Annotated in this window: 11 protein-coding genes; 6 read left to right on the plus strand and 5 right to left on the minus strand. The window is 55.5% G+C overall.

The genetic code is table 11. From position 1 onward, the window contains the following. Positions 1–10 precede the first annotated feature (10 nt). Positions 11–850: a thiazole synthase gene (locus LEP6406_RS0201350; protein WP_051463594.1), complete on the plus strand. Its 840-nt coding sequence runs from the start codon at positions 11–13 to the stop codon at positions 848–850. An 8-nt stretch (positions 851–858) separates the two neighbouring features. Here the strand turns inward: LEP6406_RS0201350 and LEP6406_RS0201355 are convergent, their stop codons facing one another. Then, on the minus strand, positions 859–3,258 hold the full coding sequence (locus LEP6406_RS0201355) for a putative PEP-binding protein (protein ID WP_008319001.1): 2,400 nt from the start codon (positions 3,256–3,258) through the stop codon (positions 859–861). Positions 3,259–3,897: 639 nt separating this feature from the next. On the opposite strand from LEP6406_RS0201355, the gene LEP6406_RS0201365 reads away from it, so the two are divergent. The 3 genes from LEP6406_RS0201365 (at position 3,898) to LEP6406_RS26190 (ending at position 6,912) form a co-directional block, all read left to right on the plus strand. Next, positions 3,898–4,572: a ComF family protein gene (locus LEP6406_RS0201365; protein WP_008319004.1), complete on the plus strand. Its 675-nt coding sequence runs from the start codon at positions 3,898–3,900 to the stop codon at positions 4,570–4,572. Between the two features lie 87 nt (positions 4,573–4,659). Beyond that, positions 4,660–4,818, plus strand: coding sequence for a hypothetical protein (locus tag LEP6406_RS32540; RefSeq protein ID WP_155834606.1), 159 nt, complete (start codon positions 4,660–4,662; stop codon positions 4,816–4,818). A 750-nt stretch (positions 4,819–5,568) separates the two neighbouring features. Beyond that, the gene (locus LEP6406_RS26190) at positions 5,569–6,912 is read left to right on the plus strand and encodes an EAL domain-containing protein (RefSeq protein ID WP_008319006.1); all 1,344 of its coding nucleotides are present in this window, start codon (positions 5,569–5,571) and stop codon (positions 6,910–6,912) included. 108 nt (positions 6,913–7,020) lie between these two features. Here LEP6406_RS26190 and LEP6406_RS0201375 read toward each other — a convergent pair whose 3' ends face one another. Together LEP6406_RS0201375 and LEP6406_RS0201380 are read right to left on the minus strand one after the other, a co-directional pair. Further along, entirely contained in the window at positions 7,021–8,499 is a 1,479-nt protein-coding gene (locus LEP6406_RS0201375) for a bifunctional class I SAM-dependent methyltransferase/glycosyltransferase family 2 protein (RefSeq protein WP_051463595.1), read from the minus strand. Positions 8,500–8,614: 115 nt separating this feature from the next. Continuing rightward, positions 8,615–10,222, minus strand: a complete 1,608-nt coding sequence (locus LEP6406_RS0201380) for an ArnT family glycosyltransferase (RefSeq protein ID WP_225886391.1) — start codon at positions 10,220–10,222, stop codon at positions 8,615–8,617. A 257-nt stretch (positions 10,223–10,479) separates the two neighbouring features. Here LEP6406_RS0201380 and LEP6406_RS0201385 point away from each other — a divergent pair, with 257 nt between their 5' ends. After that, on the plus strand, positions 10,480–11,091 hold the full coding sequence (locus tag LEP6406_RS0201385) for a class I SAM-dependent methyltransferase (RefSeq protein ID WP_008319014.1): 612 nt from the start codon (positions 10,480–10,482) through the stop codon (positions 11,089–11,091). Here LEP6406_RS0201385 and mgsA read toward each other — a convergent pair. After that, complete coding sequence (gene mgsA / locus LEP6406_RS0201390) at positions 11,088–12,380, minus strand: methylglyoxal synthase (RefSeq protein ID WP_008319016.1); 1,293 nt, start codon at positions 12,378–12,380, stop codon at positions 11,088–11,090. The genes LEP6406_RS0201385 and mgsA overlap by 4 nt on opposite strands. A gap of 304 nt (positions 12,381–12,684) precedes the next feature. Here mgsA and LEP6406_RS33485 point away from each other — a divergent pair, with 304 nt between their 5' ends. Beyond that, positions 12,685–12,831, plus strand: coding sequence for a hypothetical protein (locus tag LEP6406_RS33485; RefSeq protein WP_008319018.1), 147 nt, complete (start codon positions 12,685–12,687; stop codon positions 12,829–12,831). Between the two features lie 321 nt (positions 12,832–13,152). On the opposite strand, the gene LEP6406_RS0201400 is transcribed toward LEP6406_RS33485, so the two are convergent. Then, positions 13,153–14,637, minus strand: a complete 1,485-nt coding sequence (locus LEP6406_RS0201400; protein ID WP_008319020.1) for a TldD/PmbA family protein — start codon at positions 14,635–14,637, stop codon at positions 13,153–13,155. Positions 14,638–14,672: the final 35 nt, after the last annotated feature.

The raw sequence follows: 14,672 nt of genomic DNA on the forward strand, positions 1-14,672 counted from the left end.
CCCCACCCCCATGCCCCTCCTCCAAACCCCACCCGCTATCGCCGATACCACCCTCCAAGACACCCCCTTGATCATCGCCAATCGCCCCTTCCGATCGCGGCTCATGACGGGGACGGGGAAGTACGACACCTTCGCGGTGATGCGACAGGCGGTGGCCGCCAGCGGCTGCGAGATCGTGACGGTGGCGGTGCGGCGGGTGCAGACCAATGCCCCCGGCCACGAGGGGTTGGCGGAGGCGCTGGACTGGAGCCAGATTTGGATGCTGCCCAACACCGCTGGCTGCAAAACTGCTGAGGAGGCGGTGCGGGTCGCCCGTTTGGGCCGGGAGATGGCCAAGTTACTGGGTCAGGAAGACAACAATTTTGTCAAGCTGGAGGTGATTCCCGACAGCCGCTACCTGCTGCCGGACCCCATCGGTACCCTAGAGGCCGCCGAGCAGTTGGTGCAGGAGGGGTTTGCGGTGCTGCCCTATATCAATGCTGACCCCCTGCTGGCGAAGCGGCTGGAGGAGGTCGGCTGTGTGACGGTGATGCCCCTGGGCTCTCCCATTGGTTCCGGCCAGGGCATTCGGAATGCCGCCAATATTCAAATCATCATCGAAAATGCCCAGGTGCCGGTGGTGGTGGATGCGGGTATCGGTACCCCTAGTGAAGCGGCCCAGGCCATGGAAATGGGGGCAGATGCGCTGTTGATCAATACCGCGATCGCAAAGGCCCAAAATCCTGTTGCCATGGGGCAGGCCATGGGCATGGCGACGACCGCAGGCCGCCTTGCCTACTTGGCGGGACGCATCCCCATTCAGACCCAGGCCAGCGCCAGTTCTCCTCTAACGGGACGGATTACGACCTAGGGTTCTGTTCAAGTTCTGTCCAGTTCCATTAACGAGGCCGCGATCGCAGGGGTGACTTGGGCAATCGCCGCCGCCGTCTCGGTCACCGAGGCCAGATCCACCGAAATGCCCGTAATGCCCCAGCGAATCAAGTCTGCCACCATCTCTGGGTAGCGGCTGGGGGCAAGGCCACAGATCGAGGTGGGTAGGTTGAGGGTCTGGGCCTGCTGGATTAATTGTGCGATCGCACCCTGCACAGCGGGATGACGCTCATCAAAAGCCTGCGAGAGGGCAGCTTGGTCCCGATCCACTCCCAATAGTAATTGGGTCAGGTCATTGGTACCAATGGCAATCCCCTGGACCCCCGCCTCCCCATAGGCCGGCAACAGAAACAGCACCGAAGGCACCTCCGCCATAATCCATAGTTGGAAACCCAACGACCGGGTCAGTTGGGCCGCAATCACCAAGTCTTGGCAATAGCAAAACTCTTCCACCGTGCGCACAAAGGGCAAAAGCAGTTGCAGATTGTCGTAGCCCTCTTGCTGCAACTGCCGCAGCGCAGCCAACTCCAAGCGAAATAGGTCGGGATGCTGCTGGTAGCTAAAGGTGCCACGCAGACCCAGCATCGGATTCACCTCTGGGGGTGGGGCTCCGGCTAGGTCCAGCATCTCATGGGAACGCAGATCCAGACTACGATACCGCACCGGGCGCGGAGCAAAAGCGGCTAGAATGGGGCGCAATTGCTGAACTAGGCGTTCCTGGAGTTGTTTCCCGTCACCGTCCTTCAGCCATTGGTAGGGATGACGCTGATCCAGTTGCGGTAGCAACAACCATTCTGAGCGCAGCAACCCCACCCCAGCCACGGGCAGTCGAGCTGCTGCCCGAGCCGCTTCGGGCTGAGTCACATTGACCCACAGTTCCGGGGCCACCCTTCGCGATATCTGACCCGAGACCTGAGGGGTCAGGTGACTGGGGATCGCCTCTGCAAGGGTTACCGGAAGATCCCCTAAGCGATCTCTGGAGCAAAGATGGCCCGTTGAGATCTCCAGGGTAGGCACGGTAGCAGAGGGGACTGGAGAATCAGAGGGGACTGGAGAACCCGGTAGGAATCGCGACTCATCCCCATAGAATCGCTCTACCACACCGCGATCACCATCCAAGTGGAGAGTTTCCCCGGTGCGAAAATGCTGAGTAGCGTCGGCGATGCCAATAACGGCGGGAATGCCCAATTCCCGTGCCAGGATAGCCCCATGGCAGGTTAGCCCCCCCTGCTCTGAAACCAAAGCTGCCGCCGTTTTGAGGTAGGGCAACCAGGCAGGGGAAATGTGAGTCGCCACCAAAATATGGTGCTGACCACCTCTGGGGGGTACATCTCCCGCTTGTAGAACCAGAGCAGGACCAATGACTCGCCCTGGCGCTGCCCCCCGGCCAACCAGACGTAACTCCGTGGGCTGTTCCTGGGGGCAGTTCGCTGACACCGGCGGTGCTAAGGGCCAGGGCATAGCTTGGGTTAGAGAGAGGGTCTGGGCTCCCACTGGCAGTTGCCACGCCACCTGCCACGTCGTCGGCTCTCCTAGGGAAGAAACCCAGTCCACCAGGGTTTGTAGTTGATCTGGCTGCACTATATCCAGAGCACTGCCCCGAGCAGGATAGGTAACCAGGCAATCCTCTGGATTAAGAGTGTAGTGAGGACGGGCGGGCTGATGAACCCGTTCCTGATAACCGAGTTGCCATCCTGTCCCCGAGGTTACCTGCAACCCGCCATCATAGCGATCGGGGATAGCTTCAGCAAAGCCCTGGAGATTGCCTTGGATGGCCTGAATCTGGACCCGCTTCCCCCGCAGCCACATCAGCCCAGATGCGCGGGTAGATACCATGGGCTGAATCACAATGGCCAACCGTAGCGCTGTAGGGGGGGAGGGCGAGCGCTGCCAATAGGCCCAGCTATGACCGCTGACCATGCGACCCCAGAGGGTCTTAATCCCCTGGGCAAGGCTCTGTTCATCAGCCCAGCACAGTACCTCCCCCAAGACTTGTGCTAGGGGACTGGTGGCGTCCTTTCCCGGCCACCACAGAGAAGGTTGTAACCGCAGGACAGGGGTGTTGACTTTAGCGAATAGATCGGCCCAGGGTAAATTTAACTGGGCCATGAGCAGGGGCTGGCGAAGACGCTGACTGAGGCGGGGCAGGGAGGTGGCAGCGGTCAATTCCGCCTGCCCCAGCAGGTGGGGCCAGTCCGCTAGTAGCGGCTCTCGACTGACCAAGTTCTGTAGGGCCTGCTCAAATACTGTGGCGGGCACTACCCAGCCGGACACGACTGGTAACCCTAAGTGGTTCAGACGAGCCAGTTCCCATGCCAACTCACCCACCTCGGGCTTTGCCATCGGGATTCGGGTGTTGAGGGAAATGAAGGCGGGCAATGAGGGCATAGCAAACACAACCCAGGATTTCGGAAACGGCCCTAACTCAAGACCTTGGCAGCAAGCCTGCTTCTCTGTCCCGAATCCATCACCCCTAATAGTCCTAAAGAAACCCTGTCCTAGGAGAACCTAAGGGATGACGCTGATGAATTCTGGGATGATTAACGGCTGAGAGCATTCCATCTAAAAATTATCCCTTGAAAATCATCCCATGGACTGAGGGTGGAAAGGGGCTCCAGCATTTGGTCCTAGATGTTTTATGGGGCCAGGATTCTAGAACCAGGCTATGGGGTGGAATCCTGAAGGATCTTGACGATAAAAATAGGGTTCTAGAAATAGTGCCCTGGATGTACGTTATCTAAACCCATGATAAGGAGCAAGGATTTTGATCGTAGGATCTTCTTGGGATCTCATTGGGATTTCATAAATACAACTTTGGCCAATGTGCTTCAGATGTTGGACCTCTCTCGGATGCTTAGGGCTAAAGCCAATTGGCTGGCAGTCTTTGTCCTAATCCGACTGACGACTGCCATAGCAGACGACAGGCTGCTTCTGCGGCTGAACTACTATGGCCCTTTGGGGCCGGTCTAGCTCCTCTAGGGCGGCTACGCCAGTGACCATCGCAGTGCCTCTACCCCCCCTCGACAGATGTGGTCTCAAGCCCTCACTCACTTCACAAGTCTTTGGCTCCAGCAACCTTGCCCTCTGTGCGATCGTGCCCATCCGGCCCCCCTTTGTGATCGCTGTTGGCAGCAACTTCAGTCTTGCCAATGGGTTGAGCCACCCCAGAGGGAGGCCGATGCCCTCACCGTATTGACCTGGGGCCGATATCAACACCCCTTAAAGCGGGCGATCGCGGCCCTGAAATATGAGGGCCATCGCTACCTAGCCACGCCCTTGGGGCAAGCCCTCGGCCAACGCTGGCAACAAACCCCCATCCCTACCCGGCAGCCTCCCTGGGTCATCCCAATTCCCCTGCACCCCCAGAAACAACGCGATCGCGGTTTTAACCAAGCTGCCCTGATTGCCGATGCCTTTTGTCACCAGACCGGTCTGACCCTCCTGGCACGGGGGCTGCAACGGCAGCGGGCCACGCTCCCCCAGTTTGGGTTGGGGGTGACGGAGCGACAGCAAAATTTAGCCAACGCCTTTGCCCTGGGGCCAGACCTCTTGACCCGTCCCCAGAGCCACCCCATCTTGCTGGTGGATGACATCTACACAACGGGGACAACGGTGCGAGCGGCAGCGGCGGTGCTGCGTCGGCATGGCTGGTCAGTCTGTGGCGTTGTTGCGATCGCACGCAGCGTATCAGACCAAGCGTGAGGATATAGCGGTACTTATCTCAATCAAGTACGCCCACGGTAGGGGCGCACGGCTGTGCGCCCTCAGGGATGTACGTAATCCAACTGCATGTCGCTATATGTCTCCCTACGCCCCAGAGGAGTTTACTGTCGTCGGGCGGTGTTGGACCTCAGCGGTGACCAGCGCAAAGACTGGAATAGCGGAGTTCTAGCAGATGAGCGGGTTCTCTTCCGTAGGTTGGATATTTTGCTGGTGATCCAGGGCTGAAAAAACCGTGCTGGCAAGTTGTTTTACAGATTCAGGGCAAATCCGTATATTGACGGGGATTACCCAAGTTTCCAGGTATCGTGGTTGGACTTGAAATCCATGCTTATGCAAGAGTTTGCCCGGTAATCAGGCATTTCCAAGGCATTCCAGCCATGCTCTCAATACACAATGGGATGCTGCAAAATTGAATCAAAAGCGCTACACTACCTCCAGTGTTCTCGATGACTATGTTCAGATTCTCAATACATTCTCTATGGTCACTCGGATCAACACAAAATTTTTAGCCAATGTGGTACAGCTATAGCGCCGTTAGACAAGATGATGCCTGAATACTTGGCTTGGCTTGGCTGAGTCCAGTTCGCATACGCCTATGCAACGCCAAAATACTCGCAGGATTTTCGCTAGAGATTACTAGTACTGCTTGGCGGAAATAGGCTTACGATTCTGCCGCACCAGCCCAACATTTTCTGGTTCCCTCTCCCGCTGGGAGAGGGCTAGGGCTTCGGCGTGAGCTCAGCCGAACGGTGAGGGCCGAGGTGTGCCACGATGGAACTTTCAGAGTCTTGACGCCGCACAGTACTAGTGCAGCGTCAAAACTAAAGATTTAAGGTACTCGTAGGTTGGGTGAAACGCAGTGGAACCCAACAGGGGAGGCAAGACGCCTGCACTACGGGTTTTTATACCTCCTGCCTCAAAACAGAAATCCCTGTAGACAATCTTGATATTGTATTAACAACGATGGAGCGCCATATGATGGGGTCTGGAATTAGTGAGCCTTTGGATAATATTGCTCTTCCAGCATCTTCGCTACCCAATATCATTCTCTCTAATCTTGAAAATTCCTCCATTGATTCCATCCTGCCCGACATATTACGCACAATCCGTTCCCACTTGAATATGGATGTTGCCTTCATCTCGGAATTTGTGGAGGACAGGCGGATCTTTCGGTATGTGGATGCAGCTCCCGACAGGCAATTGATCCATGTTGGCAATTCTGATCCCCTGAGTGAAAGCTATTGCGAGAAAATTGTTGCCGGAACTTTACCCCAGTTAATCCAAGATGCAACTCAGGTTCCTGCTGCCCTGGAAATTCCAGCAACATTAGAATTGCCTGTCGGAGCCCATATTAGTATTCCCCTCCGATTATCCAATGGAAAAATTTATGGTACGTTTTGCTGTTTTAGCCTAACCCCTGATTCGACCTTGGTTCAACGCGATCTAGATATCATGAGCATGTTCGCGGAGTTTGTGGGAAAACAAATTGAACGTCAAATCATTATCACTCAAGCTCAAAGTGAGATGGAGGCTAGAATTAATTCGGTTCTAAGTTTAGATGGGATAACCTGTTTTTATCAGCCCATTTATCATATAGCTTCGGATAGAATTATCGGCTTTGAAGCCCTAACTCGATTTGCGGCTGAGCCGATTCGCCCCCCCGACATTTGGTTCCAAGAAGCCACCAAGGTGGGTCTTGGAAAGCAGTTAGAAATCAAAGCTATTAATAAGGCTTTGCAAGGTCTTAGTCACTTTCCAGAGGATACCTATTTGTCACTCAATGTATCACCAGAGACCATTTTGAGTGGCGCGATCGCAACTGCCCTAGAGGAAGTACCCCTAGACAGAATTGTTCTGGAAGTCACAGAACATGTTTCCATTCCCGACTATGCAGAGTTTTGCCATAGTCTTGAGCCCTTGCGCGCGCGGGGATTACGCCTCGCCGTTGATGACGCTGGGGCAGGGTATGCCAGTTTTCGTCATATTTTGAGGCTCAACCCGGATCTAATTAAGCTGGATATGAGTCTGACACGAGATATCGATTCCGATCGCTCCCGTCGGGCACTAGCGGCGGCCCTAATTCGATTTGCTCAGGAAACGGGCAGTAGAATCATTGCGGAAGGCGTGGAAACCCCAGCGGAACTGGCCACATTGCGGCAACTTTGCATTAATAACATTCAGGGGTATTTAATCGCTCGCCCCTTACCCCTCACTGCCGCTGTAACTTTTCTTCAGCAGTGGTATTCCCAGAATCCCGTAGGGGAGCAAAATGTCGCGCAAGCGGGACGCTTGCCGCAGGCTAGACTCCGACAAGCTTAGAGATCAGCAGGTCCGTTATTTTCCTGCGAGCCCCTTAGCCGGACGCTGCCTGCGCGATGGCATGATACTGGGATTTATGGCGCAGAGTACTAGGGAATATGAAACACCCTAACGAAATTTCAGCTTGCGGGAGGCGTGAAGACACATGCGCAGCAGTACCAGTCCCTCCTTGACATGGGCAATATTGGACTCGCCATAGTGCCGGGGTTGATAGCGAATCGGCACCTCGACAATGTGTAGGTTCAGCTTTGCCGCGCCAAACAACAGGTCAAAGTCACCAAAGGGATCAAAATCACCAAAGTAGACTCGTCCGGCGGCAATGCGGTCGTAGTCTTGCCGCCACAGCACCTTAGTGCCGCAGAGGGTGTCCTTTAGGGGCTGTTCCAGTAGGAAGGAAAAGATCTGGGCAAAGAATTTATTCGCCAGGGTATTGAGCCAGGGCATCGCTACCAGCGATCGCGGATACACCAGCCGCGACCCGTTGATGAATTCCCCCCGCCCAGAGGCCATCACCTCCATGAAATGGGGCAAGTCCTCCGGGGGCACCGTCAGATCCGCATCCAGAATCATCAACACATCCCCCGTAGCTTCGGCAAACCCCAGCCGCACTGCGTCGGCTTTGCCCTTACCAGACTGTTGAAACGCCTTGAGAGTGAAGGGACCGCGATAGTCCGCCAGCAGGGTTTGAATCTCGTCCCAGGTGCGATCGCGGGAATGGCCCTCCACAAAGATCACCTCGGTATGGCGACCCAATTGGGGTAAACGTGCGATCGCATTGCGGATATTTCCCGCCTCATTGCGGGCAGGGATAATTACCGAGCAACTGGGCGGGGCGACTTCCGTCGGCATCGGCACAGGCCGCGCCACCACATAGTTCGTCAAACAAAGATGCTTAATCAGGGGCAACGGAGCCAGGTAACGGTTGCTGGCATCCGCTAAGAGCGGCACCCGCCGGGGTACGAGGAACCGCCGTCCCTGCTTCAGGGGGATAAACCCTGTAATCGACAGCAGATTTACCACATCCTCCATCGACAGCCAACTCTGGGGGGGCTGGGGACGGCGCTGCCCCATCCGCTCCGCCAACCGCAGAAAGGGCTCCCACATATAGTTGTGAAAGGTCAAAATCACCCGTGTCCGGCTATGGCACAGGGGCACAATCCGCTGAAGCACCGCCTGCACATCACTCAGGTACCCCATCACCCCCGCCAGCAAAATGTAGTCAAACTGCCGATGTTCCGGGGCCAGAGTCGATGCTTCCAGGGTTTCCGCGTCCAGACTGTAAAAGTGCAGGTTGGGATGACGCTGGCGGGCCAAGTCCACCACCACATTGGAAAAATCCACCCCCACCCCTACCGCCGGAGCTACGCTCTGAAGCAGATCTCCGAGGCCGCAACCAATCTCCAGCACCCGCGCCCCTGGGGGAATCAAGAACTGGTGCAGCCGTTCTAGATCCCGATAGTAATAGCGGTTCCGCCGATTCCACCGCTCCAACTCCGGCGCAATACGGTCGAAATAGGCATGGGTTTCAAGGGATAGCCGATGCTTGTGGCCTGAGATGGAAACGGGACTGGTTGTAGAATTCACCATAATTTTAGGGAGGGTTAGGGATGGCGACTCCCTTACGGATTTGCCGCTGTGGGATGCATGAGGATAGGTCATATCCTACCGAACTCCCGATCCCCCCCTATGGACTAATTCCGCACTAATCTGGAATTTGAACCAGCACCCAGTCCCGCACCTGACCCAAAACCGGGGTATCGGTGGGGAGTTCGGCCAATTCACTTCTCAGTAGCCAAGCATAATCACCAGGGTTCAGGCTGCGCCAGTCGGTGACGCTGATCCCCAACTGCGGTGTGTAGAAGGTCAATAGCACCGACGCTTCACTGGCAGGGCTGATTTTCTCTGGGGTAAACACAGCATTAACGGGATGTGCCGACAGAATTTCCTTTAGGGGAGGCTCCGCCATCATCAAGTACTCGGGATTGTAGTTTCCCCACAGCCCGGTGATGTATAGCAGTGCGATCGCACCCCATGGCCCTAGCAGCCAGCCCCATTGCCATAGTGTCCGGTTTCGATAGCTGGGAATCTGACTGCGATGGCCCCTTCGGGCCGGTCCCTGACCATCGTGCCAATAAACCCCCAGGGGTACCAGCCAGCCTATGCCAGCGGCCAGAGCCACCAGAGCGTACCGCCAGATCTCGGGCAGGGGAAACCATTCAGGCCGTGCTAATGCGATTACCCCCGCCCCGATCAAGAGAGTTCCTACCCCCGCAAGGATCACGCTGAGCAGCGGAATCAGCCAACGACGCGGGTCAGACCGAGAATTGTACAGATTTCCCAAGGTGGTCAGGGTCAGGGCCGCTAGCAATGCCACAAAAGGTAAAAGCTGAAGCGGATAGTACCAAGTTCGGGTTTTGAAGGCGGTCAGGAGGGCGAAGAGAAAAATGGGATATCCCAGCCATAGCCATTTGCGGACATACGGCGAGGGTCCAGGATCGGTGGAGAACGATCGCCAACCAATCCAGATGCCGGGAATTGCCAAAAAGGGCCAGGGAAAGGCATTGGCCGGAATATTCCAGAAGTAATACCAAGGCCCCGCATTGTGAAAATCCTGTTGCGCCAAGCTCACAACTGCCCCAAAGGTGCGCTCAATGGGCATCCAGCCATAGAGATTAACGCTCAGCCCCAGCCAACTCAGGGCCGGAAGGAACCCCAGGATCAGACCGCCATAGAGGGCTGGATTGGTCAAATGGCGATGGCGACGTTGCTCCATCACCAGATAGGGCGTTAGAGCCGCAATCACGGGAATCACCATCACACTTTTCAGCATGAAGCCTAGCCCCACTGTGATCCCAGCCAGAAATCCCCAACGATAGCGATGGTGTGGCTGCTCCTCAGCCCGAATCAGCGCCCAAATGCCCAGGAGTTCCAGAGCCGTCAGCGGCACATCCTGAATCGCCAGTCGTCCAGCCTGCATCCAAATCGGGGTTGCTGCCAAAATCGCCGCTCCCCACCAAGCCACCTGGCGAGTTAAGCACCGCCGTCCCAGGTCATAGGTCAGCAATACGCTGCCCCAACATGCGATCGCGCTGGGTAACCTCGCCACCCCTGCGCTGACACCAAAAAGCTTGTAAGATACTGCAATTAACCACTGGATGCCCATCATGCGGTCGTGAATCGGTTCGCCCCACCACTGCTGGGTTACCCAATCTCCGCTTTCCACAATCCACCGGGCCTGCTGGGCATACCACCCCTCGTCATGGGGCATCAGGCTCTGGTCCGGGCTGCGTAAAATGAGTAATAAACCCACCCAAAGACTCAGACCAACGTAAGCACTCCAGCCAGATTGATGATCTCCAGAGGGATCCCCCCCAAATGGGCTTCCGCCAAATGGATCAATGCTGGACTTGAAAAACTTCGACATATCTCTTTGTGACCAATATCGATCGGCATAATCAGGAAATTCAGGAAAATCTCAAATCCTGGCAAAGAAAATCAGCTCTACGGACTATATACCAAGAATTCCATCAAAGGATTGCCCGAAGTCTTGCCCCCCAAACTTCAGGGATGACTGTGGAGCTGGGGTCTGGGGTAGCAGACATTCGGCACATCATTCCTGACTGTATTAGAACCGATATTTTCCCCAATCCCTGGATTGATCAAACCGAGAATGCCTATGCACTCTCCTTTGCTGATCACAGTATTGCCAACCTAATTTTGTTTGACGTATTTCATCACCTTCAATATCCCGGAACTGCCCTTAAGGAGTTTCATCGGGTCTTGAATCATTGCGGCAGAGTGATCCTCTTTGAGCCCTGTGTCAGTTTACTCGGCTTGATAGTTTACGGTGCGCTACACCCTGAGCCCCTAGCGTTGAAGCAACCGATTCAATGGGAGGCTCCCCCAGTGTGGCAGCCGGATCAAATCGACTATTATGCCGCCCAAGGTAACGCCAGTAGGATTTTTCTGGGCCGAAGACGTAACTGGGATCTATCCGGGTTTTCGATTGTCAAAGTCCAAAGATTGTCCGCCATTTCCTATGTGGCTTCGGGAGGATATTCAAAACCTCAGATGTACCCAGATTCCTGGATGCCATTGATGCACAATATTGATCACTTTTGTGATGGCTTGCCTTGGCTCTTTGCGACAAGACTCTTGATTGTCCTAGAAGCGGCTTAGGTCTCGCTCTCGGGTGTGGGCTGGATGCTGCTCAGGGGGGCAAAGACAGTGAGGGCTTGGGGGAGGCATTCCAGTTCGACCGGGGTGGTGCCGATGATTTCACCATCGATGGCGACCTTTTGGGGGGGATCGGTGGTGATGCGGAGGCGGGCAGTGCGGAGGCAGAGGATGTCTTCGTGGTTGGTGGGGGCGTTGATGAGGGCGGCGGCAAAGAGACTGGTGAAGGTGTTCAAACCCTGGAGGCGGGTTTTGGGAGTCGTGATGGTGACATCCAGGAGTCCATCATCGGGGATAACGCGCCCAAAGCCCTGGGCCAGGACGGAGGTGGCGGGGGCGGCGTTGGCGATGGTAATGGCGCTGGTTTCCACCTCCGTCAGTTCGCCATCGATATCAATGGTGGCCTGAAAGGCGATCTGCTCCTGGAACTGTTGGACCCCGGCCAGGAGGTAGGCTAGGACCCCGAGGCGGTTTTTGAGGTCGCGGTTGGCGCGGTTGACCATTTCTGCCTCAAAGCCAATGCCCACGAGCAGCACCAGGGGGTGGCCGTTACAGCGGGTGGCATCTACGACGCGGGTGGTGCCGGACAGGATGGTTTCGCAGGCGGATTGAATGTCGGTCGGTAGTCCCAGGGCACTGGCAAAGGCGTTGGCGGTGCCTCGGGGAATCACCCCCAGCGGAATATTGGTTTCGAGCACCGCCGCCGCGATCGCAGATACGGTGCCATCCCCCCCCGAGGCGATCACCAAGTCCGTCCCCTCCGCCAACACCGCTCGAACCTGCTCCGCCGGATCCTCCTCACTATTGGTGAGGATCACATTAAGCTGGATCTGGGGCTCCAGTAGGCGACGAATCAACGCTAGGTCTTGGTCAGGATTCCCCTGCCCCGAAACGGGATTGAAAATCAGATGCCCCACACGGGAACGGCATAGGTGATCCGCGATCGCAACTGCCGTCGCCTGATTCGTTGCTAGGGGCACATTATGAACTTCGCAGATCCGCAACAGCGCCCGAATATCTGGCTCGTGGGGCTGGGCATAGAGGGGATCTAGGAAGAAGAAAACAGCCGTAATTTCCCCCGTCACCACTCGGGCCGCAATCTGGGCATCTCCCCCCAAGGGACCGGAAGCCATACAGTTCACCGTAAGTCCGGTGCCCTGCTGAATTCGTTGCCCGGTGGTGCCCGTAGCGATCAGGTCATAGCGAGCAAACAGATCACGATAGTGACGAAGGAAGGCCACCATGTCATCTTTTTTGCTGTCGTGGGCAATCAGAGCAATCCCAGTGGGCATGGCAGCACTCAGAACGAGGATATGGAAAAAGTCTAAGCCGTTGGTATCATAGCCTGTTATTTTCCTCTACTGAAGCCGTAAAAATCCATTTTTTCTCATTAATAATATTGGAATGTTGCGATTTTCATCGTTTTTTTAAGGGGAAGTCTGTAAAGAATATTGGCCGAGATCAGTCCATATTTTACCCAACCGTTAAATTAAAAGCATCAGCAGAAAAGGTGGTTAAATCCTACCCCCTCTCAATAAATCTAGGGCCAAAAATACACTGCTGTTGTTGAGACTTCCATCTATGAGGATAGGCACCATGAAACTCTTCAAAGTCTTTGAGGATATCGTCCAGTACTTTAGTGATGCCTTTGCCCGCATCTTTGGGCCAAATGATGAACCTGTCCCCAGCATTGGCGTACAACCTTTTGAAGGAGATGTCCCTTCAGAACCTCTAGAAGATTAGGAAATTTACGGCACTGAATCTACTCAACTTTGTGCGAATCAACTTTGTGCAAAGTTGACCTTGTGGCGTGGTTAGAGCGGAGCATCTCCGTCAGGAAAAAACTACAGCCCACCGGGAAATTCCCGTTTCCGTAGTTTTTCTCCCAGCGGAGATGCTGCTCGAACGTTCCTCAACCCACACTACGAAATAGATGTTGTTTGCACATGGCATCTTTGTCAGTCTGCGTAGGTTGGGTGAAACGAAGTGGAACCCAACAGCGGTGGGTTACGTTGGGTTCCGCTAGCGCTGCACCCAACCTACAAATTTAGGATTGACAGAGGACTAGCGACCACCCACAGTAATAGAGTCTACCTTCAGATGCGGTTGGCCCACAGTGACATAGATACTGCCACTGACGGAACCACAAAATCCTGGGGCGAGGCTGAGATCATTAGAACAGAGGGAAATCCGCTGCATGATTTCCTTGGCCTCCCCAATTAGGGTCGCTCCCTTCAGAGGCTTGGTGATTTTACCATCTTCTATCAGGTAGGCTTCATCCACACCGAAGTTGAACTGGCCGGTAGCCCCAACACTACCGCCCCCCATTTTCTTGCAATAGATACCCTTGTCTACGGAGGCAAAGAGGTCATCCACAGAGGTTTCGCCAGCGGCAATATAGGTGTTTCGCATCCGGGAGGCAGCGGCATAGGTGTAGCCCGCGCGGCGACCGCTACCGGTTCGGGGGTGACCCGTACGCATGGACCCGGCGCGATCGCTTAGGAAGTTTTTCAATACCCCCTTTTCGATTAGCAGGGTGCGCTGGGTGGGCATGCCCTCGTCGTCCATATCCAGGGTGCCAAAGGCATCGGCGGACAAACCCTCATCCCAGGCCGTGAGATTTTCGTGGGCAATTTTTTTCCCCTTCTTGTCAATGAAGGGAGTAGTACCCCGCTCGATCTGGGTAGTTTCCAACAGATGGCCACAGGCTTCGTGGAAGATGACTCCGCCAAAGTGGTTAGCCATGATGATGGGATAGTTCCCCGACTCCACATAGTCGGCGTAGAGCATTTTGCCCGCCGACTCCGCCACCTCTTCCGCCGTGGAGGCATAGTCCCAAGACCTTAGAAAGTGGGGGTCGCTGGTATCCCCGAGGCGCTGACCAATGGAGGAACGGTGATCACCATCGGCGCAGAGGAGATTACTACTGACGGACTGGGTCAGGCGAATATCACGGGCAAAGGTGCCGTCACTGGCAGCCACCATCACCTCTTGCCAGTCCCGGAAGTAGGCACTGCGACGGGCCTGAATATGGCGGGCCTTTTGGGCAATGGTGCCATTGGCCGCCAGTAGCACATCCCCCATTTCCTGCATGGAGCTACATTGGTCCAGCCAAGTCTCTTTGCCCTTAGCGGTGGCGTAGTCCCGAAACAATTCCAGGTTGATCTCCGACAGGTGGGAGGCGGGTCCGGGCAGGGTTAGCCCCATGATGGCCAAGCCTTTCTCTAGCGCAGCCTTGAGGCCAGAGAAGGTAAGGTCATTGGTGCTGACGTAGCAGTCTCCTTTACCCAGAAAGACCCGCACGCCAGCGCCAGCCACAATGGTGGGGGAAATACTGGTGATGCTGTCATCCTCTGCGAGGCAGCTAATGTGCTGGTTGTGCTCCAGGAAAAATTCCACCAAGTCCGCTCCAGCAGCCCGCCCCAGCCCCAGTAATAGGGAAAGGGGATCGCGCCAGGATTCATCGAAGCGATCGCGGGTGGCCCGGTAATCGAGGCCGGGAATTTCCTGGGTGCGGATAAGCCGACCGGGGGTAATGGCGACAGTCATAGGGGAACGCTCTTGAGGGCAGGGCTACAAGGTCT

The organism is Leptolyngbya sp. PCC 6406, assembly GCF_000332095.2.
GTDB lineage: Bacteria > Cyanobacteriota > Cyanobacteriia > Phormidesmidales > Phormidesmidaceae > PCC-6406.

Excerpts from the sequence above, each read along its gene's own strand:
- LEP6406_RS0201350 (WP_051463594.1), top strand. The coding sequence starts at position 11 with ATGCCCCTCCTCCAAACCCCACCCGCTATCGCCGATACCACCCTCCAA.
- LEP6406_RS0201355 (WP_008319001.1), bottom strand. The coding sequence starts at position 3,258 with ATGCCCTCATTGCCCGCCTTCATTTCCCTCAACACCCGAATCCCGATG.
- LEP6406_RS0201365 (WP_008319004.1), top strand. The coding sequence starts at position 3,898 with ATGTGGTCTCAAGCCCTCACTCACTTCACAAGTCTTTGGCTCCAGCAA.
- LEP6406_RS32540 (WP_155834606.1), top strand. The coding sequence starts at position 4,660 with ATGTCGCTATATGTCTCCCTACGCCCCAGAGGAGTTTACTGTCGTCGG.
- LEP6406_RS26190 (WP_008319006.1), top strand. The coding sequence starts at position 5,569 with ATGATGGGGTCTGGAATTAGTGAGCCTTTGGATAATATTGCTCTTCCA.
- LEP6406_RS0201375 (WP_051463595.1), bottom strand. The coding sequence starts at position 8,499 with ATGGTGAATTCTACAACCAGTCCCGTTTCCATCTCAGGCCACAAGCAT.
- LEP6406_RS0201385 (WP_008319014.1), top strand. The coding sequence starts at position 10,480 with ATGACTGTGGAGCTGGGGTCTGGGGTAGCAGACATTCGGCACATCATT.
- mgsA (WP_008319016.1), bottom strand. The coding sequence starts at position 12,380 with ATGCCCACTGGGATTGCTCTGATTGCCCACGACAGCAAAAAAGATGAC.
- LEP6406_RS33485 (WP_008319018.1), top strand. The coding sequence starts at position 12,685 with ATGAAACTCTTCAAAGTCTTTGAGGATATCGTCCAGTACTTTAGTGAT.
- LEP6406_RS0201400 (WP_008319020.1), bottom strand. The coding sequence starts at position 14,637 with ATGACTGTCGCCATTACCCCCGGTCGGCTTATCCGCACCCAGGAAATT.